The organism is Plantactinospora sp. B6F1, assembly GCF_040120695.1.
Classification (GTDB): domain Bacteria; phylum Actinomycetota; class Actinomycetes; order Mycobacteriales; family Micromonosporaceae; genus Plantactinospora.
Map to the genome: position 1 here is coordinate 253,175 of NZ_JBEEAC010000006.1, position 22,709 is coordinate 275,883.

Here is a 22,709-nt window from a genome sequence, read left to right on the forward strand (position 1 = left end):
CCGGGCCATGGCGCAGTACGCGGGACGTCGATAATCTTCGTTCGGCACTTTCCGAGGGCACGGCAACGGATGGGTGGTGAGCTGCGTTGAGGCCGCTGCCGGCGACCTACCGCATGCCGAGAGACATGGTCGGCTACCTCGTCGTGCTGGCCATCGCCGTCCTGCTGCCGGTCGGCTACGTCGCGCTCGGCACCGGTCTGCCCGGCTGGCTGTCGGTGGTGATCCTGCTGGGGACCGTCGGGCTGCTGCTCGGGGTGAGCCTGCGGGTGTGCCGGATGGGTACGGTGGTCAGCGTCGACGGGATCCTCCGACGCGGCTTCCTCGGCGACCGGATGTACGCCTGGTCGGAGATCCGCGACTTCCACCTGCACGACAACCGGGGAGTCACCCGGGTCGGCCCCTTCGACGTCACCTCCCGCTACGTCCTGACGGTCTACGACCACCAGCACCAGCGGCGGCGCCGGACGCTGTTCTTCCTCGACGAGCGGGCCTTCGCCGGTGGTACGGGCAGATTCCTGGAGGAGGTCCAGGAGCTGGTCGACTTCTGGCAGCGGCGGCGCGGGTAGACCGGCGCACCGGGGTGAGCCGTGATCACCGGCCGCCTCCGTCGGGGTGGCGCTTGCCCTCGACGTCGTCCCGCGCTGACCCACTCCCCGGATCGTGCTCGACGCCGTCCGGTCGCCGGCCGCGGTGTTGTCTGGTCCGTTGCCGGGGCGCGATCCGGGCAGCCGAACCGTTGCGGCTGGCGGTCCGGCCGCTCGGCCCCGACGCTGCCGGTCCGGCCCCGGTCGGATCGCCGCCGTCACGCTCGGGGCAGGGCAGGGCGGAGACCCGGACCAGGGCGTCGAGGTGGCCGAGCGGGCTGCCGTCCCGGGCGAGCCGTTGGCCGCTGATCCAGACCCACTGGTTGTCGTAGTACGTCGACAGGTCGAGGCGGACGAACTCGACCATGAGGCGGAGCGGGTGGCCGCCGTACCGCCAGTCCTCCTTGGCCAGTTCGAGCACGGTGCCGGGCGCCACCTGCGGTGGCCCGGCCGGGGTGGCGCTCATCGGAACCGCCGGGCGGGGGTGTTGCGGCGTACGCCCAGGCTGGCGCAGGCCGGGCAGCTCAGCCCGCCGCCGCAAGCCGCGCACCAGCGGCGGGAGGTGCGATAGGTGCAAAAGCCGGCGATGAAACCCAACGCCATCCCGGCGAGCCCTGCCGCGGTGACATACATGATGGGTCCTCCATTTCGGCGACTGAAAGTTACCTTTGCGTCGCCTATCGCAACCTGCAAGGCCGGTGGCCGAGATCCCGAGCGAGTGAGCAATTGAGCACCATGAATCATTGGTGCGGGCGCCCGCTCTCCGCGGAGGGCTCGTCAGATGCTTCCGCCGGCACCTGGTCACCGGCCTGTCGGAGCACCCGACGGCCCCGCCCGGTGTCGGCGCTCCGGCCGTGATGTCCTTGCGGTATGACACCTGTCGACGACTTCGCCGCCCTGCTGGCCGGTCCGGTGGTGCCGGCGGCGCGCGGGCTGCTCGGGGCCACCCTCTCGGCGGGCGGCGTCACCGTCCGGCTCACCGAGGTGGAGGCGTACGCCGGCAGTGGCGGGGACCCGGCGTCGCACGCGCACCGGGGGCGCACCCCGCGCAACGCGGTGATGTTCGGGCCGGCCGGGCACGCCTACGCGTACTTCACCTACGGCATGCACTGGTGCGTGAACGTGGTCACCGGGCCGGACGGGGAGGCGTCGGCGGTACTGCTCCGGGCCGGCGAGGTGGTCGACGGGCTGGAGATCGCGCGGAGCCGGCGCACCGCCGTACGCCGGGATGTCGACCTGGCCCGCGGGCCCGCCCGGCTCTGCGCGGCGCTCGGCCTGGACCGGGCCGTCTACGGCCGCTACCTGCTCGGCGACGGCCCGGTACGCCTCCGTCCGCCGGCCACCCCGGTCCCGCCGGAGGCGATCGCGACCGGTCCACGGGTCGGCGTCACCGGGGCGCACGACGTCCCGTGGCGGTTCTGGATCGCCGGGGACCCGACGGTCAGCGACTACCGCCGGCACGTGCCACGCCGGCCTGGCCCGGACCGCGCGGCCGGCCGTCGACCCTAGCCGTCCGGTCACCCGGAGCCGCCGCGGTACCGGCCGGCGGCTGGCTCCGCCGGATGCGTCGTCCGCCGGAGCCAGCCGCCGTGCCGGGCGGTGCCGGCCTACGGGAAGTTGTTCAGGTACTGCACCTGGTTGGCGGTGTTGGCGGTGCCGCCGGAGTTGTTGATGATCCGGTTGATCGTGCCGACCCCGCCGAGCGAGACCGTCACCATGTTGTGGAACCGGACGCCCGAGGTGACCGGCACCTCGAAGGAGCGTTCGTTGACCACCGACGGGTTCACGTTGAAGTAGCAGTAGCTGCCCAGACCCCACGCCTCGTGACTGGTCACCGAGTCGGCCACCTTGTACGCGGCGTAGCCCCGGGTCGACCCGTTCATGAAGGCCGCCTGGTTCGGCGGGTCGTACGGCTTCTCGTTCTGGAAGAAGTACGTCCGTCCGCCGTTGCCGTTCCAGATCACCTCGTACCTCTGGTAGTGCTCGACGAAGAGGCCGTACATCGTGACGTTGTTGCCGTTCACCACCAGCCCGGTGTCGGCGGTGTTGACGTTCCAGCCGTAGGTGCCGGGATCACCGTGGTCGGCCCGCCACAGCCACATGTGGTCGCCGATCACGTGGTGGCTGTTGATCCGCAGGCTGGTGGTGGCCCTGCCGGGTACCGCCCCGCCGATCCGGAAGAAGACGTCGTGCAGCGAGGTCGGGTTGCCGGCGTGGCTGGCCGAGGAGCCGGTCGGGCCGACCTCCATCAGTACCGACGAGTTCGTCGCGCCGGCCTCGAACATGATGCCGGCGACCTTGACGCCGTCCACGTCGGCCACGGTCATCGCGGTGACGCCGTTCTGCGGCTCGATGGTGGCCAGGCCGAGACCCAGCACCACGGTGTCCGGCCGGGTGACCCGGATCGTCTCGGTGGTCCGGTAGAGGCCCGGGGTGAAGAGCAGGTTCCTGCCCTGGGCGAGTGCCGCGTTGATGGTCGCCGCGCCGGTGCCGGGCCGGACCACGAAGAACTGGCTCAGCGAGATCGACGAGCCGGCCGGGGTCTTGTTGTACCAGCTGGTGCCCTGGCTGTTGCTGCGCAGCGCCGGCACGAAGACCCGGTACTCGCCGGTGCCGTCGACGTAGAGGAACGGCTTCTCCCGGACCACCGGGGTCTGCGCGACCACCGTGTGCGACGGGTTCGGGAAGTGCGGTGCGGGCGCCCCGGCCACCCCGGTGAAGACCATGTTCCAGACCGAGCCGTTCCAGCTGCCGAACTCGCTGTTGCGGGAGTACCACTGCTGCTGCGAGCCGGAGACGACCGTGCCGTCGATCCTGGTGTCGGCCATCAGGCCGCCGCTGGACCAGCCGTCGCCGCCGTTCCACAACTGGATCTGGTTGCCGGCGCCGCGCAGGTGCATCCGCCGGTACGGCGCCGCCTGGGAGACCGCCCAGCGCTCGACGATGGTGCCGGCCGGCAGGGTGACCGAGAGGTTCTCCGCCGACCGCCAGAAGTTCTGGGTGGCGTTGCCGCCCATCCAGAACGCCTCCACCCGGACGTGCCCGTTCAGGTTGACGTCGTCCGGGGACATGCCGAGGCCGGCGACCTGGGTGAAGAAGCCGAGGTTCACGTCGGCGGTGTAGCTGCCGGGCTTGAAGAGCACCGCGTACCGCCGGGGCGCGAACTGCGCGGTCTCCTGCTCGGTGAAGAGCGAGTTCAGCCGGCTCTGGATGGTGGAGGTCGGTGTCGACGGGTCGAAGACGAAGGTGTTCGGCCCGAGGTTCGGGTTGCGCGGGTCGGTGGGCTCGACCGGGGGCTCGCCGGGGTCACCGCCGCCGAACTCGCCGATGACCTGGAACTCCCAGAGCGAGTACCCGTATCCGGTGCCCCGGGCGGTGCCGTACATCCGGACGTACCGGCCGGTGCCGGAGACGTTCAGCGTCTGGCTGCCGCCGGTGCCGGTACCGGTGGTGTAGACGTCGCTCCAGCCGCTGCCGTTGTCGGAGACCTGGATCTGGAACGCCCGGCCGTAGGCCGCTTCCCAGCGCAGCACGACCTGGCTGATCGTGGCGGTCGCGCCGAGGTCGACCTGGATCCACTGTGGATCGCTGAACGCGCTGGACCAGCGGGTGCCGGTGTTCCCGTCCACCGCGGCGGACGCGGCGAAGGCGGCGCCCTCGGTGGAGGAGGCCGTGGCCGGCCTGCCCTGCGAGATCAGCGCCGGTGCGGCGCTCGCCGGGGGTGCCGGCCCGGCGAACGGGGTCAGCGCGAGCAGGAGTGTCGCGGCGAGTACGCCGCCGAGCCGGCGGGGTCGGGGGTCGCCGGGATGCCTTCGGGATGGAAAACCATGAAAAATCATGACGGTGCCTCTCCGTGCGGAGGTGACCGGCGCCAACTGTTCCCCGGGGGTCGGGAGCGGACGGACGGTAGAGAGCGCTCTCGGAGGATCACGAGTGTTGCTTCCGGGTTCCACCGCCGTCAAGACATCAATTTATTACGACGTAATTTATCCTGATTGTCAGAAGGTGCTAACTCGTCGCGCCGACGGTGCCGGTCACCCCGGGATCAGCCGACGAGGCCGCCGACCGCGAGTAGCCGGGCCACCGGCAGGGTGGCGGCGCCGAGCGCCACCGCGTCGATCCCGAGTTGCCCCAGCTCGATCGTGGCCTGCTGGTACGGCTGGTGCAGCGCCTGCCCGGCCGCCGCCTCGCGGATCGCCGGCAGCAGGTGGGCGCCGAGCGCCACCCCCGCCCAGCCGCCCAGCACCACCCGCTCCGGGTTGAACAGGTTGATCAGGTTCGCCACTCCGGCGCCGAGGTAGCCGGCCGTCTCGGCCAGCACCCGGCGGGCGGTCGCGGAGCGCTCCGCCGCCTCGATCAGCGCGCCCAGCTGCGACTCCTCGTCCACACCCGGCACGGCGTGCCCGCGCCGGGCCTCCCGGTAACGGTCGATGATCCCCTCGGCGCCGACGTACGCCTCCAGGCAGCCCCGGGCGCCGCACCGGCAGGCGCGGCCGTCGTAGACCAGGGTGGTGTGCCCCCACTCGCCGGCGCTGCTGGAGCTGCCCCGGTACATCACCCCGTTGGTCACCACGGCCGCGCCGACACCGGAGCCGACCAGCGCGAAGACCGCGTGCCGGCTACCCCGGCCGGCCCCGAACCACATCTCGGCCTGGCCCAGCGTCTTCGCGCCGTTGTCGACGTGCACCGGCAGGTCCACCTCGGCCCGGATCAGCCGCTCCAGCGGTACCCCGTGCCAGCCGAGGGTCTGGGCGTGCACGATCGCCTCGCCGCCCTGCACCACCACGCCGGAGACCCCGATGCCGACGCCGAGGATCTCCGACCGGGCCGCCCCGGCCCGCGCGGTGACCGCGTCCAGCCCGGCCAGGATGTGCCGGACCACGGCGGCCGGCTCCGGGCCGGCCGCGTCGAGCGGGTACTCCGCGCTGGCCAGCATCGTCATCGCCAGGTCGAAGAGCTCGACCCGGATCCGGGTCTCCCCGACGTCGACCCCGGCGACCAGGGCGTACCGGGGAGCGACCCGGAGCATCATGCTGGGGCGCCCGCCGTCGGACTCCACGGCGCCGGCCTCGACCACCAGCCCGGCCCCGATCAGGTCACCCACCACGTTGCTGACGGCGGGCTGGCTCAGCCCGGTGGAGCGGGCCAGGTCCTGCCGGGTCAACGGACCCTCGAGAAACAACTTCGACAGCAGGGCGGACCGGTTGCGCTGCCGCACGATCCGGTTCGTCGTCCGTTCCAGGTCCACCCACCACCTCGATAAACCCGGGTTCGCCGGGAGTCACTGTACGGCTCGTCCTTGACGGAGCAGCCACCACACACTTTAATGACGGCGTAAATTAAGCCGTGATGGAACCCCCTCCTCGGTGGCCCCCGATCCATCCCGCCGACGGTGATCGTGCCCCGTACCGCCCCACCACCCGGCCGCCCGCGGCCCGCTCCGGCGCCACCGCCGACGGGCCGGTGAGGCCGCCGACCGACGCAGAAGGGCAAGTCGTGTCCAGACGACACCTCGCTATGGCTGTCGCGGCCCTGTTGACGACCGCCTCCCTCGCCGCGTGCGGCGACTCCGGCAGCTCCTCGGAGGGCGCGGCGAAGACGCTCAGCTACTGGGCCAGCAACCAGGGCGCCAGCATCGAGTTCGACAAGCAGACCCTCCAGCCGGAGCTGGACAAGTTCGAGCAGCAGACCGGTATCAAGGTCAACCTCGAGGTGGTGCCCTGGTCGGACCTGCTCAACCGGCTGCTCGCCGCGGCCACCTCGGGCAAGGGCCCGGACGTGGTGAACATCGGCAACACCTGGTCCGCCTCGTTGCAGGCGACCAACGCGCTGATCCCGTTCGACGACGCGACCCTGGCCCGGATCGGCGGCAAGGACCGGTTCGTGCCGGCCGCGCTGGCCGCCGCAGGCGCCCCCGGCAAGCCGCCGGCCGCGGTGCCGCTGTACAGCCTGGCGTACGCGCTCTACTACAACAAGAAGATGTTCGCCGACGCCGGCATCGCCGCCCCGCCCGCCACCTGGGAGGAGCTGGTCGAGACCGGGAGGAAGCTGACCAGGGCCGGCCAGTGGGGCCTGGCGGTGGAGGGTGCGAACCCGGCGGAGAACTCCCACCACGCCTTCACCTTCGGGCAGCAGTGGGGCGGGGAGTGGTTCGACTCCGCCGGCAAGCCGACCTTCGACACCCCGCAGAACGTCGCCGCGGTCAAGCGCTACATCGACCTGATGGCGGTGGACAAGATCGTCAACCCGAGCAACGCCGAGTACGCCCAGAACCAGTCCGTCGCCGACTTCGCCAACCGCAAGGCGGCGATGCTGCTCTGGCAGGCCGCCGGATCGAACTTCAAGGCCCAGGGAATGAGCCCGGAGGAGTGGGGGGTCGCCCCGGTGCCCTTCCCGGCCACCCCGCCGCCCGGCGGCAAGAAGGTCAACAGCATGGTCGCCGGGATCAACATCGCCATCTTCGCGCACACCGAGAACCGCGACGGTGCGCTCCAGTTCGTCAAGTTTATGACCAGCGATGCGGAACAGGTGATCCTCAACAAGACCTACGGCTCGCTGCCGTCGGTCAAAACGGTCAGCGCCGACCCGGCGTTCCAGGCGCCGGAGCAGAAGGTGCTGGGCGAGGTGCTGGCCGCCACGGCGGCCCCGCTGCCGCAGGTGCCCGAGGAGAGCCAGTTCGAGACCCTGGTCGGCACCGCCATGAAGGAACTCTTCGCCGACGCGGCGAGCGGCAAGGTCGTCACCGAGGCGCTGGTCAAGGAGAAGCTCGGCGTGGCGCAACAGAAGATGGGCAGCTGAGCCGGCACGCCGACGGTCGACCGTGGAGGGGGACCGCCGCCCCCTCCACGGTCCACCCTGAGAGGATCCGATGGCCACCACCACCGCGCCCGGCCCGGTACGGCCCGCCGGGCGACCAGCCGAGGACGGCCCGCCGAGCCGGCGGAGGCGCCGCGGCGTACGGCGGTCGTACCTGCCGTACCTGCTGCTCGTCCCGGCCGCCCTGCTCGAACTCGGCATCCACGTGGTCCCGATGCTGGTCGGGGTCTGGATGAGCCTGCTCGAACTCACCCAGTTCCACATCCGGGACTGGTCCACCGCGCCCTTCGCCGGCCTCGACAACTACCGGGTCACCTTCGACCTCGACTCCGCCACCGGCCGGGACCTGCTGCACTCGTTCTGGGTCACCACCGCCTACACGACACTCTCGGTCGGGCTCTCCTGGATGCTCGGCCTGGCCGCCGCGGTCTTCCTGCAACGACCGTTCAAGGGGCGGGCCCTGCTGCGCACCCTCTTCCTCACCCCGTACGCGCTGCCGGTCTACACCGCCGTGATCACCTGGACCTTCATGTTCCAGCGGGACACCGGCCTGGTGAACCACGCCCTCGACCAACTCGGCCTGGTCGACGGGGCCAACCCGCCGTTCTGGCTGATCGGCGAGAACAGCTTCGTCGCCCTGCTGGTCGTCTCGGTCTGGCGGTCCTGGCCCTTCGCCTTCCTCTGCCTGATGGCCGGGCTGCAGAACGTACCGGCGGAACTCTACGAGGCGTCGGCGATCGACGGAGCGAACTTCTGGCGGCGGCTGCGCGACGTCACCCTGCCGATGCTCCGGCCGGTCAACCAGGTGCTGCTGCTGGTCCTCTTCCTCTGGACCTTCAACGACTTCAACACCCCGTACGTGCTCTTCGGCGGATCGGCGCCGAGGCAGGCCGACCTGATCTCGATCCACATCTACCAGAGTTCCTTCGTCACCTGGAACTTCGGTCTCGGCTCGGCGATGTCGGTGGCGCTGCTGCTCTTCCTGCTCGTGGTCACCGCCGGGTACCTGCTCGTCACCAACCGCAGGAGAGAACATGCGTGAGTCAACCGGCGAACGCTGGGCCCGCCGCGTCGTGCTCGGCCTGCTCACCCTCTTCGTCCTCGCCCCGCTGTACGTGATGGTCAGCTCCGGGCTCAAACCGCTGCGGGACGTGCAGGGCGCCTTCACCTGGCTGCCCAGCCGGGTCACGTTCGAGCCGTTCGTGGAGATGTGGCAGACGGTGCCGCTCGGCCGGTACCTGGTGAACAGCCTGCTGGTGGCCAGCTCGGCCGCGCTGGTCTCGGTGGCGATCGCCATCTTCGCCGCCTTCGCGATCAGCCGCTACCGGTTCCGGGGCCGGCAGCTCTTCTCGGTCACCGTGCTCTCGACGCAGATGTTCCCCGGCATCCTCTTCCTGCTGCCGCTCTTCCTCATCTACGTCAACCTGGGCAACGCCACCGGGATCGAGCTGTACGCCAGCCGGCTCGGCCTGACCATCACCTACCTCACCTTCTCGCTGCCGTTCTCCATCTGGATGCTGGTCGGCTACTTCGACTCGATCCCGCGCGGGCTCGACGAGGCGGCCCAGGTCGACGGCGCCGGGCCGCTGCGCACCCTGTTCCAGGTGATCCTGCCGACTGCGGTGCCGGGCATCGTCGCGGTCACCGTCTACGCCTTCATGACCGCCTGGGGGGAGGTGCTCTTCGCCTCGGTGATGACCGACGAGCACAGCCGTACCCTCGCCGTCGGGCTCCAGGGGTACGCGACCCAGTACAACGTCTACTGGAACCAGGCGATGGCCGCCTCGGTGGTGGTGAGCGTCCCGGTGGTGGTCGGCTTCCTCGCCCTGCAGCGCTACTTCGTCGCCGGACTGACCGCCGGAGCGGTCAAGTGAGACCGCCGGAGCGGTCAAGTGAACCCTTTTCCAACAGGAGTCGACCGATGACGGATCTGTCCAAGCTGCCACCGAACTTCACCTGGGGCGTCGCCACGGCGGCGTACCAGATCGAGGGGGCTGCCGGTGTGGACGGCCGCACTCCGTCCATCTGGGACACCTGGAGCCGGGTGCCCGGCAACGTCGACAACGGCGACACCGGCGACGAGGCGTGCGACCACTACCACCGGTGGCCGGAGGACGTGGCCCTGATGCGCCGGCTCGGCGTCGACGCGTACCGCTTCTCGGTGGCCTGGCCCCGGATCGTGCCGGACGGCACCGGCCGGGTCAACCCGGCCGGGCTGGCCTTCTACGACCGGCTGGTCGACGCGCTGTTGGCGGCCGGGATCCGGCCGCTGGTCACGCTCTACCACTGGGACCTGCCGCAGGCGCTGCAGGACCGGGGCGGCTGGCCCGCGCGGGCCACCGCCGAGGCGTTCGCCGACTACGCCGCGGTGGTCGCCGGAGCGCTCGGCGACCGGGTCACCGAGTGGGTGACCGTGAACGAGCCGCTCTGCGTCTCCTGGATCGGCCACCTGGAGGGCCGGATGGCTCCCGGCGAGCGGGATCTGACCCGGGCGGTCGCCGCCGCCCACCACACGCTGCTCGGGCACGGCCTCGGCGCGGCGGCGGTCCGGGCGGCGGCGAGCCGGCCGGCGTCGGTCGGCATCGTGCTCAACCCGAGCCCCTGCGAGCCGGGCAGCGACCGGCCCGAGGACGTGGCGGCGGCGGTCCGGGTTGACGGGCACGTCAACCGGTGGTGGCTGGACCCGCTGTACGGGCGGGGCTATCCGGCCGACATGATCGAGGTATACGGCGTCGAGCCGCCGGTCCGCCCCGGCGATCTGGAGTGCGTCGCCACCCCGACCGAGTTCCTCGGGCTGAACTACTACTTCCGGCAGGTCGTGGTGGACGACCCGGACGGACCGGTGCCGCACGCCCGGCAGATCCCGGTGCCCGGCTCGGTGCAGACCGCGATGGGCTGGGAGGCGTACCCGGCCGGGCTGGAGGAGCTGCTGGTCTCGGTGACCGAGCGGTACGCCCCGGCCCGGATCCTGGTCACCGAGAGCGGTTCGGCCTGGCCGGACGCGGTCACCGCCGACGGGGGGATCGAGGACAAGGAGCGGACGGCGTACCTGGAGGAGCACGTGCTGGCCTGCGCGGCGGCCGCCGCCCGTGGGGTACCGGTCGAGGGCTACTTCCACTGGTCACTGCTGGACAACTTCGAGTGGGCGTACGGCTACGACAAGCGGTTCGGCCTGGTGCACGTGGACTACGCCACCCAGCGGCGGACGGTGAAGGCGAGCGGGCTGCGCTACGCCGAGATCATCCGGGACCACCAGCGGCGCGGTGGACGGCAGGTGGCAGAGAACTCCTCCCCGGTGCGCTGACCGCCGACCGAGTCGACCTCGGCAGCATCGACGCGGGTACGGTGTGCGAAGCCGTTCGACGGGCCGACGGCGTCCCGCCCGACTCCATTTTCCCCCGAGGAGTGCAAGATCAGATGAGTGATCCGGTCCAGAGCCCCGAGCAGCCGGGGCCGACGAGCCAGCGGCGTCCGACCAAGCAGGAGCGCCGGGCCGCCGCGGAAGCGGCCGCGGCCAGGGCCGCCGCGAAGCGGGCCCGTGGGCAGCGGTTGGCCGGCGCTACGGTCGGAATCGTCCTGGCCGGGCTGGGCGTCGCCGCCGTCGTCGTGCTGCCGCGGGTGATGGAGGAGACGTCGGCCTCCTCGGCCGCTCCGCCGGCGAGCGCGACGACACCGCCGGCCGCCGAGCCGACCGCCCCGCCGGCACCGACGGGTGCCCCGGAGAGTCCCGCTGCGCCGTCCCGGCCGCCGGCCGACCTGGATCCCCGGCTGGCCCAGCGGCCGGCCGTGCGGGCCGGTGACGGTGAGCTGACCAAGCTCACCGTCGCGCCGCTGGTCGAGGGCACCGGGCCGGCGGTGCGGGCCGGCCAGACGATCACGGTCAACTACGTCGGTGCCTCCTACCGCACGGGTGAGGAGTTCGACGCCTCGTGGAACCGGGGTGAGCCGTTCCAGACCCAGATCGGCGTCGGTGCCGTGATCCCCGGCTGGGACCAGGGTCTGGTGGGCGTCAAGGTCGGTAGCCGGGTGCAGCTCGACATCCCGGCGGATCTCGCCTACGGCGACAACCCGACCGGGGGCCAGCCGGCCGGCCCGCTCCGGTTCGTCGTGGACATCGTGTCGGCGCAGTAGCCCGAGTCGGCTACGAGTCGGAACGACGGCGGCCGCGACCAGGAAGGTCGCGGCCGCCGTGTGCCCGTCGGGTACGCCGGTCGGCCTCGCCCGATCCGGCTCTCAGACCGAGGTGGGCGCGGAGCTCTGCTCCCGGGGCTCGGCCTCGGCGGTCGGTGCCACGGCCTCGATCGCCTCGACGGTCTCCTCGTCCCGGTGCGCCCGGTACTGCCGGATCGAGTACGCCAGCGCGAGCGCCCAGACCAGGTAGAGCACCGCGTAGACGGAGTACCGCACGCCGCCCGGTGCGTCGATCCAGTCGCTGCGCAGCAGGGTTCGGGTGTTGGTCACGATGATCATGCCGCCCACCGCCGAGCCGAGGATCCGGGGCGGGATGTGCCGGACCAGCCAGGCGGCGATAGGTGCGGCGACCACGCCGCCGAGCAGCAGTGCGAGGACCCAGCCGAAGTCGACGTTCTCGCTGCCGAGCCCGACCAGGAAACCGAGGCTCGCGGCCACCGCGACCAGGAACTCGCTGGTGTCGATCGACCCGATCACCTTGCGGGGGGCCATCCGGCCGCTGGCCAGGATCGCCGGTGTGCCGACCGGCCCCCAGCCGCCGCCTCCGGTCGAGTCGACGAAGCCGGCGAGCAGCCCGAGCGGGGCCAGGAACCGCTTGCGCAGTGGCTGGCCGAGGCGGTCCCGGGGAATGCCGGCGACGGTGAACCGGACCAGGATGTAGACCCCCAGGGTGAGCAGCAGGAGCGCCATGATCGGCGCGGCGACCTCGGTGGAGAGGCTGGACAGGAAGGTGGCGCCGGCGAACGCACCGATCGCACCCGGTATGCCGATCTTGGCGACGACCCTCCAGTCGACGTTGCCGAACCGCCAGTGCGCGGCACCGGAGGCGAGGGTGGTGCCGATCTCGGCCAGGTGCACGGTGGCGGAGGCCGCCGCCGGGTTCGTGCCGATCGCCAGCAGCAGGGTGGTGGAGGTCACTCCGTAAGCCATCCCGAGACTGCCGTCGACGAGCTGCGCGCCGAGCCCGACCAGGGCGAGGAGCAGGAGTTTTCGCACGGGCGTTCCTTCCCGGAAGTGATCGGGGATGGCGCGCCGCTGCGCCGATTTCCCACCTAACCAATAGGGATTGTCGACCTGGATCCCCGGGCAGTCAACCCCGCGACCAGATCAATTCGCCCCGATCACTTCACCGAGATCTCTCCACCCAGATCTCCCCTCGGATCACTTCACCTGGATCACCTCGCCCAGGTCACTCCACCCGCGGCCCGGCGCCGCCCGGACCGGCCCGCAGAAGCAGCCGGGCCGGCAGCACGCTGGCGGCCAGGGCCAGCACCACGCAGCCGGCCAGCACCGGCCCGATGGTCGAACCGGGGATGACCAGCTCGACCGGTACCCCGAACTGTTCGCTCAGCGCCGAGCGGATCGCCAGCAGCGCGACCAGCGGCACCAGCAGACCGAGTGCGGTACCGATCGTCAGCACCAGCCCCGTCTCGGCGGCGACCGTACCCAGCACCTGCCGGCGGGTGGCGCCGGAGCGGAGCAGCACCAGCAGTTCCCCGGCCCGGTGCGCGGTCGCCATCAGGAGCGTGTTCGCCAGCGCGATCGAGGTGTAGCCGGCCGAGACTCCGATCAGGATCAGCGTGGCGAGCCAGACCAGCCGGTCCTCGGCCGCGTCCCGCTCCGCCGCGTACTCCGCGACACCGACCAGCCGAGCCCCGAGTACGGCCCGCCGGTCGGCCCCGCCGTCCTGCCCGGTCGTCGGCGCCGGGCTGAACACCGCCTCGGTGAGCGCCGACGGATCGTGCGCCCGGACCACCTCCCGGGTCAACAGCAACTGCGCCGGGACGGAGTCGTCGGCGACCACCGCCACCACCCGGATCCGCCCGTCGGTGCCGTCCGGATAGCCGAGCGTCGCGTCGCCCCCCACCGACCAGCCCAGCCGCTCGGCGAGCCCGGCGGTCACCACCGCGGTATCCGGCCCCCGCAAGGCCGAGAAGTCCCCGGAGAGCACGCGGAGTCGCTCGTTCACCCGGGCGAATCCAACCGGGTCCACCCCGGCGGCGGCGATCGGTTCTCCGCCGGTGCCGGGGGCGGCGGCTCCCTCCGCGGTCTGGTCGGCATCGGGCGCCGTGCCGGCGGGCGGATCGACGTACACGGTGCTGGGCAGCAGCGCGGTGCCCGCAACGGTCGCCACCGCCGCGTCCGACAGCCCCGGCGTACCGGCCGGGACGAGCACCGAACCGGCCCGGATCCTTTCCGCGTCCCGGCTCGCGTACGCGCCGGTCGAGGTCGCCACCGACCCGGCGACCAGGACCGCGAATCCGACCGTGAGCAGCATCGGCGCCGACGTCGACGCGGTACGTCGCACCGCCGTCAGCGCGTTGCGCCGGACCAGCATCCCGGTCGCACCCGGCAGCCGCTCCAGCGGCCAGGTGAGCGCGTAGGTCAGCGGCGGCACCAGCACCGGGGCGAGCAGGGTCAGCCCACCGGTCAGCGCCATCGACGCGTACAGGGCGTAGTTCACGATGTCGTCCGGTCCCGCCCCGGCCAACAGCACGGTCAACAGCACGCCGACGGCGGTGCTGAGGATCCCGCCGATCCACCGGGACCGGGTCATCGGCCGCCGGTCCGCCACCGCCTCCCGCAGCGCCTCCAGCGGGCGTACCCGACCCGCCCGGCGGGACGCCGCCCAGACGCCGAGCAGGGCGACGACCAGACCCACCAGGTACGCGGCGGCCGGTGGCCAGGGCTCGATCCGGACCCGGAACCCGACCGGCTGGAAACCGGCGTCGACCAGCAGGGCCCCGAAGGCCGGCGCGCAGGCGGTACCCACCACCGCCCCCACGGCCCCGCCGACGGCACCGACCGCGAGCGCCTCGGTGTACAGCAGCCGGCGCAGCTGACCCGGGGTGGCGCCTACGGTGCGCAGCAGCCCGAACTCCCGGCGCCGCTGGGCGACCCCGAACGCGAAGGTGGAGGCGACGACGAAGATCGACACGAACCCGGCCAGCGCCGTCGTCGCGGTCAACACCTGCATCCCGATCCACCGGGTCCGTACGTCCCGGGGCGGCTCGACCTCCGCCCGGTCGGCGCCGGTCAACACCGTGCCGTCCGGGCCGACGACCGCCTCGGCCGCCGCCCGGACCGCCGCCGGGTCGGCGTCGTCCGCCACCACCAGACCGATCAGCCGGACGCCCCGGGCCAGCGGCGCCGCGACCGGATCGGCGAGGTAGAAGCCGGGCCCGTCCACGGTGCCGGCAACGGTGTACCCGGCCGGCCCGGTCGCGGTCAGCAGGGTGACCCGGCTGCCCGGGGCGAGCCCGAGCGCCCGGTCCAGCACCACCTCGTCCGGCCGCTTCGGCGGCTTCCCCGTCACCAGCCGGTACGGCGCCAGTGCCGCGCTCGACCAGCCGTGGCCCTGCGGGTCACCGAGCGCGGGCTCGCCGACCGGTCGGCCGTCGACGATCGCCTGGGCGTAGAACGAGCGGTCCGGTACCGCCGCCGTCACCCCGTCGATCGCGGCGAGTTGCCCGGCCAGTTCGGCGGTCCGTTGCGGCGACCACGGCCGGCGCTCCGGGAAGGTGCCCGGTATCCCGTCCACCGGACGCCCGGCGACCAGTACCGCCGCCCCGGCGTACCGGTCCGGCACCCGGGGCTGCGCGGAGACCAGGATCAGCGCGGTCGCCGACATCAGCGCCACGCCGAGGCAGAGCGCGACGAACGGGCCGAACAGGCCGGTCCACCGGGCGCGCAGCGCGGCGAGGTTCAGCATGCCGGCTCCAACCCGGTCATCCGGGCCGCGATCGTCGCCGCCGTCAGGTCGCCGCCGAGGTCGTCCACCACCCGGCCGTCGGCCAGCAGCACGACCCGGTCGGCGTGGGCGGCGGCGACCGGGTCGTGCGTCACCATCACCACCGTCTGCCGGTGCCGGTCCACCAGGTCGCGCAGCAACCGCAGGACGTCCCGGGAGGTCCGGGTGTCCAGGGCGCCGGTCGGCTCGTCGGCGAAGAGCACCGCCGGCCGGCTGATCAGGGCCCGGGCGATCGCCACCCGCTGCTGCTCGCCGCCGGAGAGTTCGTCCGGGCGGTGCCGGCCGCGCCCGGCCAGACCCACCTCGGCCAGCGCCGCGTCCAGTTCGGCCGGGTCGGGCCGCCGGCCGCCCAGCCGCAACGGCAGCGCCACGTTCTGCGCCGCGGTCAGCGCCGGCACCAGGTTGTACGACTGGAAGACGAACCCGACCCGGGCCCGACGCAGCAGGGTCAGCGCCGTCTCGCCGAGGGTGCCGAGGTCGGTGCCGTCGATGGTGACCGTGCCGCCGGTCGGCCGGTCGAGCCCGGCGGCGCAGTGCAGCAGGGTCGACTTGCCGGAGCCGGACGGCCCCATCACGGCGGTGAAGGTACCCCGGTCGAAGTCGACCGTCACCCCGTCCAGCGCGGCCACCCGGCGCACCCCGGTGCCGTACGCCCGGACGACGTCGCGCAGCCGCACGGCCGTGGTCAGCTCCGGCGTTCCGCCGGTGAGGTCCGCTGTTCTCTCTGGTCGCGTCATGCCGTCCTGTCGGGTCATGCCGTCGAAGATCCGGCATCGGCGGCCCGGGCACATCGGAGCCGGGCCGTCACTTCCGGCCCGGCCCTGCGGGCTACCCCGACCGTCCCGACGCCCGGTGGGTCAGACCGGGGGATGACCCGCTCCGGGTGGACGCGGCCCGGGCGGGCCGCCGGTTACCGTCGACGGATGACCGCCGTGCACCCGCGTCCGCTGCTCACCCGCCGGTTGCGCCGCGTCGACCTGATCGTCCTCGACGTGCTGGCGGCGCTCGGCCTGGCGGTGATCTGCGGGTACGCCGCCGCCGATCCACCCGCCGCGACCGGCTACCCCGATCCGCTGGTCCGGGAACCGATCTGGATCTCCCTGCTCTTCATGGCCGTCGTCTCCGCCCCGATCGCGGTACGCCGACGCTGGCCCCTACCGGTGCTGGCGGTGGTCACGGTCGGTGCGTTCTGCGCCGTACTGGTGGAGGTGGTACCGGTCTACGCCTCGGTGTCCGTGTTCATCGCGGTCGCCTTCGCGCTCTACCAGGTGGCGCTGACCGCCGAGCTGCGCCGGTCGGTACCGGCCCTGCTCCTGGTGCTCGCCGGTGCCGTGGTCGCGGTGTTCCCGAAGACCTCGGACTGGGACGAGGCGGTCACCGGGGTCGCCTTCCTGCTGCTGCTCCTGACCGCGACCTGGATACTCGGCCGGGCGGTACGCGAGCGGCGCGCGTACGCGTCCCGCTCCGCGGCCGAGCTGGCCCGGCAGGCGACGGTGGACGAGCGGCTGCGGATCAGCCGCGAACTGCACGACATCGTGGCGCACAGCATGAGCGTGATCACGGTGAAGGCGGCGGTCGCCAACCACGTGGCGGAGTCTCGGCCGCAGGAGGTCCGGGACGCGCTGCGGGACATCGAGGCGACCAGCCGCAGCGCGCTGGCGGAGCTGCGCCGTACCCTCGGCGTGCTGCGGGCCGGCACGCCGGGAACCCCGGTCGAGTTCGGCCCCGCGCCGGGCCTGGCGGAACTGCCGGACCTGCTGAAGCGGGCCACGGCGGCCGGGACTGTCGCGGAGCTGGCGCTGGAGCTGCCCGCCGGAGCGGAGCCGCCGGAGGACGTCGGCCGCTCGGTGTACCGGATCGTCCAGGAGGCGCTGACCAACGTGGTCAAGCACGCCGGGCCGGTCCGGTGCCGGGTCGCGGTGACCGGTGTCGATGGTGAGCTGCGGGTCGAGGTGACCAACGAGCCCGGCCGACCCGTCCCGCCGGTCGACCCGAAGGGACAGGGCCTGATCGGCATGCGCGAGCGGGCCCACCTGTACGGCGGCACCGTCGAGGCCGGTCCGGCCGCCGACGGCGGGTTCCGCCTCTCGGCCCGACTGCCGTACCGGCCCGCCGGGCGCCCACCGGTCGACCCGGCTCTGCCCGTCGACCCGGTTCCAGCGGCTGACCCGGTTTCGTCGGTCGACCCGGTTCTCTCCGTCGACCCGGTTCCGGGGGGCGGAGGGGACCGGTGACGGACGGGCCCGTCCGGGTGCTCATCGCCGACGACCAGGCGCTGCTCCGGGGCAGCTTCCGGGTGCTGATCGAGACGACGCCGGGGCTGACCGTGGTCGGCGAGGCCGGCACCGGCGCGACAGCCGTCGAACTTGCCGAACGGGAGCGCCCGGACGTGGTGCTGATGGACGTCCGGATGCCGGAGCTGGACGGCATCGAGGCGACCCGACGGATCACCGCGTCACCCGCCGCCGGTCAGGTCCGGGTGCTCATCCTCACCACCTTCGACCTCGACGAGTACGTCTACGCCGCGATCCGGGCCGGCGCCAGCGGCTTCCTGCTCAAGGACGCCCCACCGGAGGACCTGCTGGCGGCTATCCGGGTGGTCGCCGCCGGGGAGGGGCTGCTCGCGCCGAGCGTGACCCGGCGACTGATCGCCGAGTTCGCCCGGCTGCCCGAACCCGACCGCCCGGTGGCCCGGGAGCTGACCGGGGTGACCGACCGGGAGCGGGAGGTGCTGACCCTGATCGGTCGGGGCCTGTCCAATCCCGAGATCGCCGGCCACCTGCGGCTCAGCCCGGCCACCGTGAAGACGCACGTCGGCCGGCTGCTCGCCAAGCTGCACGCCCGGGACCGCGCGCAGCTCGTCATCGTCGCCTACCGGACCGGGCTGGTGACGGTGCCGGGGCGCTGACCGTTGGCGTACCCCGCACCCGGTCCTGCGCGGCGTCGGATCAGCCGGCGGCCAGGTGGACCAGCAGGAGCTGCTCCGGGGGTAGCGGCGGGGCCTGTAGGCCGGCCTGCCCGAGGGCGCGTCCGGAGAGGCGTACCCCGGACCCGGTGGTCCAGGCCGGCGGTGCCGGCAGGTCCTGTGCGGCGTTGCGTGGCGCCACCACCCGGACCAGGTACGCGCGGTCGGGGTCGAGGCCGGGCAGGCGTACCGGTCCGGGGTTGGTGGTCGCCCCGGTCGCGGTCGCGACGATCGCCATCATCGCCTCGGACCGGTCCGGTGCGACCACTCCGTGCACCCAGAGCGCCGGATCCGGATGGTCGGCCCGGACCACCGTCCCGCCCTGCACCAGCGCGCGGTGCCGCTTGTACAGCGCCACCCACCAGGCCAGTTCGCGGCGCTCCTCCGGGGTGGCCGCGGTCAGGTCCCACTCGATGCCGAAGCTGCCGAAGAACGCCGTGCCGGCCCGGAAGTCGAGGTCGTGGGTACGACCCGTGGTGTGCGCCCGCGCCGAGCCGACATGCGCGCCGATCAGTTCGGGCGGCAGCAGGAGCTGGGTCCAGCGCTGGATCGACTGCCGTTCCAGGGCGTCGATGCAGTCACTGCCCCAGACCCGGTCGGTCCGTTCCAGGATGCCCAGGTCGACCCGGCCACCGCCGGAGGAGCAGGATTCGATCTCCAGCTCCGGATGGCGTTCCCGCAGCGCGTCGAGGAGCCGGTAGGTCGCCAGGGTCTGCCCGTGCACGCCGGGCCGCCCCGACGGCTGGTGGCCGGCGTCGATCAGGTCCCGGTTGTGGTCCCACTTCAGGTACCCGATCCGGTACTCCCGGACCAGTGCGTCGAGCCGTCCGAGCACGTAGCCGTACGCCTCCGGGTGGGTCAGGTCGAGCACCTGCTGCCAGCGGGCCGACCGGGGCATTCGGCCCCCGGTGGCGAGGATCCACTCCGGATGCGCCCGGGCCAGGTCCGAGTCGGGGTTGACCATCTCCGGCTCGACCCAGAGCCCGAACTCCAGCCCCAGCCGGCGGACGTGCGCGACCAGCGGATGCAGCCCGTCGGGCCAGACGGCCGGGTCGACGTACCAGTCGCCGAGTCCGGCCCGGTCGTCGCGGCGGCCCTTGAACCAGCCGTCGTCCAGGACGAACCGCTCCGCGCCGACCTCGGCGGCGGCGTCGGCCAGTGCGGTGAGCCGGTCGAGGTCGTGGTCGAAGTAGACCGCCTCCCAGGTGTTCACCACGACCGGGCGGGCCCGCCGGGTCCGCGCCGACCGGCGCAGGTGGGCGTGGTACCGGGCCGACATCTCGTCCAGTCCCCGTCCGTACGACGCGTAGAGCCAGGGCGACCGGTAGCGCTTGCCCGGTGCCAGCCGGATCTCGCCGGGGAGCAGCAGCTCACCGGCGGCGAGCAGCGCCTCGCCGTCCGGGGTCCGCTCGGCGTGCAGCCGGTGGTTGCCGCTCCAGCCGAGGTGCACCGCCCAGACCTCCCCGGACCGGAACCCGAAGCCGGCCGTACCGGCCACCATCAGCAGCGAGGCGTCCAGGCCGGGCTTGCCCCGACGGCTCTCCCGGGACCGGCTGCCGACGGTGAACGGACTCCGCTGCGGTGCGCGTTCCCGGCACCACCGACCGGTCAGGTCGAGCAGCTCGCCCGCCTGCGGTGGCACCGGCAGTCCGAGCAGCAATCCCTCCAACTGGTAGGGGTCGGCGTCCGGCGGATTGGCCAGCTCGGCGCGGAGCCGGAGCAGCCCGGCCTGGTCCAGTTCGACCTCGATGACCAGGTCGAGCCGGGCGGCCTCGTCGGTGGCGGTAACCGTGATCGTCGCCGGTGAGTCGAGGTCGTCGTCCCGTACCCGCAGGCCGGTCCGGTGGAACCGCGGCGACCAGTCGCGGCCGGCGCGGTGTCCGGCCAGCCCGGGCGGGCCGAACCAGGCGTACGCGTGCTCGGGCAGGACGCCGACCGGCCGGCCCTCCGGAGTCCCGGGCCGGGCGGGGTGGCGGAGCGCGGTCGCCAGGTCGGCGAGTTCCGCTCCGGTGAGCGGTCCGAGGTCGGCGCCCCAGTGCAGTACCGCCGGCAACCCGGGATCGGTACCGTCCAACAGCAGGCTGACTCCGGCCCGGCGCAGGTGCACCAGGCCACCGCCGCCACCGCCACCGCTGACGTCGTCCTCAGGGTCGTCGGCGGAGCCCGGGGTCGGTTGGCTGGTCCGGCTCGACACGGTCACGGGTACGCCTCCACGGGTCGGGGGGATGTGCCACGCCCTGGCCCGGGTAGCGTGCCCCGGCCGTCCTGTCCCGTCAACGGCCGGCTGTCGGGTCGGTCCGGCCGGGGGGCGTCGGTCGGACAGGTCGGCCAGGTCGGCCAAACCGGGTACGGGCGGGGCGCCGGCATGGTGGACAATCTGCACCGTGACCGATAGCAGCCTTCCTTCCGCCGCGTCCGCCGGCTGGGAGTCTCCGCTCGAGGACCTGCGGTGGCGGGGTCTCCTCTTCGACTCCACCGACCCCGCCGAGCTGGAACAGCGCCTCAGCTCGGGTCCGGTGACGTTCTACGTCGGGTTCGACCCCACCGCGCCGAGCCTGCACATCGGCAACCTGTTGCAGGTGCTGACCGCCCGCCGGCTGCAACTCGCCGGGCACCGCCCGCTGCTGCTGGTCGGCGGGGCGACCGGTCTGATCGGCGACCCCAACGAGCGGGGCGAGCGGACGCTGAACAGCCCGGAGGTGGTGGCGAACTGGGTGGAGCGGATCCGCGAGCAGCTGGCGCCCTTCGTGTCGTACGAGGGTGACAACGCGGCCCGTCCGGTCAACAACCTGGACTGGACCGGCGAGATGTCGATCGCGGAGTTCCTCCGGGACGTCGGCAAGCACTTCCCGATCAACCGGATGCTGGCCCGTGAGGTGGTGAAGGCCCGGCTGGAGAGCGGGATCAGCTACACCGAGTTCAGCTACCAACTCCTCCAGGCCAACGACTTCTTCGAGCTGCACCGCCGGTACGGCTGCACGCTCCAGTTCGGCGGCTCGGACCAGTGGGGGAACATCACCGCCGGCGTCGACTACGTACGGCGCCGCGGCGCCGGGCCGGTGCACGCCTTCGTCACCCCGCTGGTCACCAAGGCCGACGGTACGAAGTTCGGCAAGACCGAGGGCGGCGCGATCTGGCTCGACCCGACCATGACCAGCCCGTACGCCTTCTACCAGTTCTGGGTGAACAGCGACGACCGGGACGTGGCACAGTACCTGCGCTACTTCAGCTTCCGTTCGCACTCGGAGATCGAGGAACTGGAGAAGATGACGGCGGAGCGGCCGGCGGCCCGGGTCGCCCAGCGGGCGCTGGCCGAGGAGCTGACCGCGCTGGTGCACGGGCCCGAGGAGGCCCGGCAGGCGGTTGCCGCCAGCCAGGCGCTGTTCGGTCGGGGTGCGCTGGACGAACTCTCGGCCGAGACCCTGCGGGCGGCGCTGTCCGAGGCCGGCCTGGTGCAGGTGCGGAGCCTGCCGTCGGTGGCCGGGTTGCTCCGCGACACGGGTCTGGTGGGCAGCCTCAACGAGGCCCGCCGGGCGATCGGCGAGGGCGGTGCGTACGTCAACAACGAGCGGGTGACCGACGTGGAGGCGACGGTGCCGGCAGAGGCGCTGCTGCACGGCCGGTTCCTGGTGTTGCGCCGAGGGAAGCGGACCTTCGCCGGGGTGGAACTGGTGCCGGGCCGGTGATGTGACCGGGAATGCACCGCACGGATTTGACGTTCCATCCTCCAGACGCGTAATTTTCTCCCTGCCCACGGGGGAACGGACGAACGGCGCGAAACGCGCTGAGAGGCCGGACCTGCGGGCAGATCAGCAGGTCGGAGGGTGGGCTGGCCACCGTGCCGGCCTGTCGGGCGGGGCGGTTCGGATGGCCCGGAGGGGCGATTTGGAGCTGCGGACCCGACCGGGTAGAGTGAACGATCGGCAGTGCGCCGGGCGAGCGCGTGGGTGACTCCGCGAGCGGCCGGACTGCCGGAATCCTTGATCACGTGCAGTCTGCTGGACCGTCAGTCTGGTGGACAGTGCCCCGGTCGAGGAATAGCGAGATCGTCTGAAGCGGTTGTCGGACCGAATTTCACTCGGTTTGACGACGTGAAAACGGTCAGCTAACGTACTGCGAGTGCCCGGCGGTAACGGCGGGTGTGAGTGGTTGCCCCGAGGCCGTTCCCCGAGTTGGGGTTCGTGTTTTGGTGTGTGGTTGTTCTTTGAGAACTCAACAGGGTGCTTGATAAGCCAGTGCCAAGTTTTGTTTGGCAGCAAGTGTTTTTTGTTGCCGGGGTTTGGATTTTCCGTTTGGTTTTTGTTGGAGAGTTTGATCCTGGCTCAGGACGAACGCTGGCGGCGTGCTTAACACATGCAAGTCGAGCGGAAAGGCCCTTCGGGGTACTCGAGCGGCGAACGGG

The 22,709-nt window shown here is 72.3% G+C and carries 17 protein-coding genes and 1 rRNA gene; 11 read left to right on the forward strand and 7 right to left on the reverse strand.

Annotated features, from left to right (window positions below; genetic code table 11):
- Positions 1-113: 113 nt before the first annotated feature.
- Positions 114-566 carry a hypothetical protein gene (locus tag ABNF97_RS11850; protein WP_130460226.1) on the forward strand — a complete coding sequence of 151 codons (453 nt, stop codon included), beginning with the start codon at positions 114-116 and terminating at the stop codon, positions 564-566.
- Between the two features lie 25 nt (positions 567-591).
- Here ABNF97_RS11850 and ABNF97_RS11855 read toward each other — a convergent pair whose 3' ends face one another.
- Entirely contained in the window at positions 592-1,050 is a 459-nt protein-coding gene (locus ABNF97_RS11855; protein ID WP_349338556.1) for a hypothetical protein, read from the reverse strand.
- Positions 1,051-1,454: 404 nt separating this feature from the next.
- Here ABNF97_RS11855 and ABNF97_RS11860 point away from each other — a divergent pair, with 404 nt between their 5' ends.
- Positions 1,455-2,093, forward strand: a complete 639-nt coding sequence (locus tag ABNF97_RS11860) for a DNA-3-methyladenine glycosylase (protein WP_130460224.1) — start codon at positions 1,455-1,457, stop codon at positions 2,091-2,093.
- A 98-nt stretch (positions 2,094-2,191) separates the two neighbouring features.
- Here the strand turns inward: ABNF97_RS11860 and ABNF97_RS11865 are convergent, their stop codons facing one another.
- Together ABNF97_RS11865 and ABNF97_RS11870 are read right to left on the reverse strand one after the other, a co-directional pair.
- A complete protein-coding gene (locus ABNF97_RS11865; RefSeq protein WP_349338557.1) occupies positions 2,192-4,423 on the reverse strand; it encodes a pectate lyase-like domain-containing protein in 2,232 nt (743 codons plus the stop codon).
- Between the two features lie 206 nt (positions 4,424-4,629).
- The gene (locus ABNF97_RS11870; RefSeq protein WP_130460222.1) at positions 4,630-5,832 is read right to left on the reverse strand and encodes an ROK family protein; all 1,203 of its coding nucleotides are present in this window, start codon (positions 5,830-5,832) and stop codon (positions 4,630-4,632) included.
- 269 nt (positions 5,833-6,101) lie between these two features.
- On the opposite strand from ABNF97_RS11870, the gene ABNF97_RS11875 reads away from it, so the two are divergent.
- The 5 genes from ABNF97_RS11875 (at position 6,102) to ABNF97_RS11895 (ending at position 11,531) form a co-directional block, all read left to right on the forward strand.
- Entirely contained in the window at positions 6,102-7,382 is a 1,281-nt protein-coding gene (locus ABNF97_RS11875; RefSeq protein WP_349338558.1) for an ABC transporter substrate-binding protein, read from the forward strand.
- Positions 7,383-7,452: 70 nt separating this feature from the next.
- Positions 7,453-8,442, forward strand: a complete 990-nt coding sequence (locus tag ABNF97_RS11880; RefSeq protein WP_130460220.1) for an ABC transporter permease subunit — start codon at positions 7,453-7,455, stop codon at positions 8,440-8,442.
- Positions 8,435-9,274, forward strand: a complete 840-nt coding sequence (locus ABNF97_RS11885) for an ABC transporter permease subunit (RefSeq protein ID WP_130460219.1) — start codon at positions 8,435-8,437, stop codon at positions 9,272-9,274. Before ABNF97_RS11880 ends, ABNF97_RS11885 begins: the two co-directional genes overlap by 8 nt.
- A gap of 47 nt (positions 9,275-9,321) precedes the next feature.
- Complete coding sequence (locus ABNF97_RS11890; protein ID WP_349338559.1) at positions 9,322-10,704, forward strand: GH1 family beta-glucosidase; 1,383 nt, start codon at positions 9,322-9,324, stop codon at positions 10,702-10,704.
- 113 nt (positions 10,705-10,817) lie between these two features.
- Positions 10,818-11,531 (forward strand): FKBP-type peptidyl-prolyl cis-trans isomerase, encoded by a 714-nt coding sequence (locus ABNF97_RS11895; RefSeq protein ID WP_349338560.1) that lies wholly within the window; start codon positions 10,818-10,820, stop codon positions 11,529-11,531.
- Between the two features lie 102 nt (positions 11,532-11,633).
- On the opposite strand, the gene ABNF97_RS11900 is transcribed toward ABNF97_RS11895, so the two are convergent.
- The 3 genes from ABNF97_RS11900 to ABNF97_RS11910 all read right to left on the reverse strand — a co-directional run bounded on the left by ABNF97_RS11900 (position 11,634) and on the right by ABNF97_RS11910 (position 16,079).
- Positions 11,634-12,587: a sulfite exporter TauE/SafE family protein gene (locus tag ABNF97_RS11900; RefSeq protein WP_349338561.1), complete on the reverse strand. Its 954-nt coding sequence runs from the start codon at positions 12,585-12,587 to the stop codon at positions 11,634-11,636.
- Positions 12,588-12,780: 193 nt separating this feature from the next.
- On the reverse strand, positions 12,781-15,303 hold the full coding sequence (locus tag ABNF97_RS11905; protein WP_349338562.1) for an ABC transporter permease: 2,523 nt from the start codon (positions 15,301-15,303) through the stop codon (positions 12,781-12,783).
- Positions 15,297-16,079 (reverse strand): ATP-binding cassette domain-containing protein, encoded by a 783-nt coding sequence (locus ABNF97_RS11910; protein WP_130460214.1) that lies wholly within the window; start codon positions 16,077-16,079, stop codon positions 15,297-15,299. The genes ABNF97_RS11905 and ABNF97_RS11910 overlap by 7 nt, the downstream gene beginning before the upstream one ends.
- Before the next feature lie 186 nt (positions 16,080-16,265).
- Between ABNF97_RS11910 and ABNF97_RS11915 the strand changes: the two genes are divergently transcribed.
- Complete coding sequence (locus tag ABNF97_RS11915; RefSeq protein WP_349338563.1) at positions 16,266-17,576, forward strand: sensor histidine kinase; 1,311 nt, start codon at positions 16,266-16,268, stop codon at positions 17,574-17,576.
- Positions 17,573-18,250, forward strand: coding sequence for a response regulator (locus tag ABNF97_RS11920; RefSeq protein WP_349338564.1), 678 nt, complete (start codon positions 17,573-17,575; stop codon positions 18,248-18,250). The genes ABNF97_RS11915 and ABNF97_RS11920 overlap by 4 nt, the downstream gene beginning before the upstream one ends.
- 40 nt (positions 18,251-18,290) lie before the next feature.
- Here the strand turns inward: ABNF97_RS11920 and ABNF97_RS11925 are convergent, their stop codons facing one another.
- On the reverse strand, positions 18,291-20,507 hold the full coding sequence (locus ABNF97_RS11925) for an alpha-galactosidase (RefSeq protein ID WP_349338565.1): 2,217 nt from the start codon (positions 20,505-20,507) through the stop codon (positions 18,291-18,293).
- 184 nt (positions 20,508-20,691) lie between these two features.
- On the opposite strand from ABNF97_RS11925, the gene tyrS reads away from it, so the two are divergent.
- Positions 20,692-21,993 carry a tyrosine--tRNA ligase gene (gene tyrS / locus ABNF97_RS11930; protein WP_130460211.1) on the forward strand — a complete coding sequence of 434 codons (1,302 nt, stop codon included), beginning with the start codon at positions 20,692-20,694 and terminating at the stop codon, positions 21,991-21,993.
- Between the two features lie 613 nt (positions 21,994-22,606).
- Positions 22,607-22,709, forward strand: a 16S ribosomal RNA gene (locus tag ABNF97_RS11935); the annotation flags it as partial.